The sequence below is a fragment of the Bradyrhizobium iriomotense genome, from assembly GCF_030160715.1.
Lineage (GTDB): Bacteria > Pseudomonadota > Alphaproteobacteria > Rhizobiales > Xanthobacteraceae > Bradyrhizobium > Bradyrhizobium iriomotense.
Map to the genome: position 1 here is coordinate 1 of NZ_BSOW01000108.1, position 1,523 is coordinate 1,523.

Annotated in this window: 2 protein-coding genes; one reads left to right on the forward strand and one right to left on the reverse strand. The window is 62.9% G+C overall.

What is annotated here, in order from left to right:
• Window positions 1-8: 8 nt before the first annotated feature.
• Window positions 9-1,355 carry an IS5 family transposase gene (locus tag QQL28_RS45590; protein WP_284276411.1) on the reverse strand — a complete coding sequence of 449 codons (1,347 nt, stop codon included), beginning with the start codon at window positions 1,353-1,355 and terminating at the stop codon, window positions 9-11.
• On the opposite strand from QQL28_RS45590, the gene QQL28_RS45595 reads away from it, so the two are divergent.
• Window positions 1,282-1,523 (forward strand): hypothetical protein (locus tag QQL28_RS45595; RefSeq protein ID WP_284276413.1); only part of this gene is annotated, 242 nt, incomplete at its 3' end. The genes QQL28_RS45590 and QQL28_RS45595 overlap by 74 nt on opposite strands.

Here is a 1,523-nt window from a genome sequence, read left to right on the forward strand (position 1 = left end):
GTCGTCCGTTAAGAAGCCGAATTGAGCGGGGCTGGACAGGCGAGCATGCGCCATAGCTGGAACAGGAAGAGGCGCAAGAGCTCTCTGAGCCAGGCAAGGATGCGGCGGAAGTTGTGGCCCACGGCTGAGAGGACGACGTTGGCGGCATCTCCTGCGCGGCCCTTGAGGTAGCAGCGTCCGAGGTGACCTTCGGTCTTCAGGTGTCCGATGATGGGCTCGATGGCGGAGCGGCGGCGCAGCTCGCGCTTGATGACACCGAAGACGCCGCGCTTCTGGCCGGAGATGAAGACGCGACGGGGATTTTGTGCGTCGTGGCCGCGGTATCCCTTGTCGACATAGGCCCGCTCGATCGAACAGCCGGAGAGCGTCTCGGTGCGGTCAAGGACGTCTCGCAAGGTGTGACCATCGTACGGGTTATCGGGCATCGCCCTGGCGTGCAGCACGAACAGGCCACCGGGAGCCCGGCGGTTGTTGGTGACGATGGAGGCCTTCACGCCGAACTCGTAAGGTGCGCTGGCCTTGCCCTTGCCGATGCACTCGACCTCCGGAGCATGGAAGGAATACAGCTTCCAGCCGCGCTGGCGCTGCTGCTGCGAGCGGATCTGGGTGGCTCGGCTCAGCGGGAGGGCGAACGCCTCCTCCAGTGCTGGCTGGCCCACGATCTTGCGGCGGATGTCGCGGATGATCCGGCCCAGCCGGCTGCGCAAGATACGCAACTGCCGCTGATGCCGCCTGAACTGTTTGGCATGGGCGTAGCGGCCCGCCATCATCGCGGCGGCCTTGGCCACGCGAGCATAGGATTGCCGCAACCTGATCCCGTGCTTCTTCGCCAAGCGGTTCAGCCCCTTGATCGCCGCATGCTGCAGCTTGGCGTCGGTCGGAAAGGTGATGGCCTTCGGCTGCACCGTGGTGTCGACCGTGACCCGCTTGAGGTCTTGGCCACGTAACGCGCCGGCCTCGTGTGCCACCCGCAGGCTCTCGGCCAGCAGCAGTTCCAACTTGTCGCCGAGCCGCTTGCGCCAGTGGCTCAGGTCCGAGCGCTCGTGCGGGAAGACGTGCTGGAAGAACTCTTCGCCGGTGAAGAACTGAAAATACGGGTCATGGACCCAGCGTTCGCAGACCCCCTCATCGGACAACCCGTAAATGTGCTTGAGCAACAGCAGCCCGATCACGAAGCGGGTCTCGATTCCGGGCCGGCCGTTCTCGCTGTAGAGCGGCGCGATCTCGCCGTCGATCCAGTCCCAATCGACCTTGCCGGCGAGCATAACCAGCTCGTGCTTCATGTTGATGATCTGGTCCAGCCGCGCCCGGAACAGATCGTTCGATCCCGTCGTCTTATGCTTCTTCGGCCGCATCGTCCCCTCCGATGCAACACAGAATCATGATCCGCAGCGAAGGGAAATCCATAAAACGAAATTGCAGGGTTTGGGCTTCTCAAGCTCCCAATCCCTGCAATCTCAAATGCCTCCGCATCCGAAAAACAGACTCCCGCTCAATCGCTTAGAGGCTTGTTCACGGACGAC

Excerpts from the sequence above, each read along its gene's own strand:
- QQL28_RS45590 (WP_284276411.1), bottom strand. The coding sequence starts at position 1,355 with ATGCGGCCGAAGAAGCATAAGACGACGGGATCGAACGATCTGTTCCGG.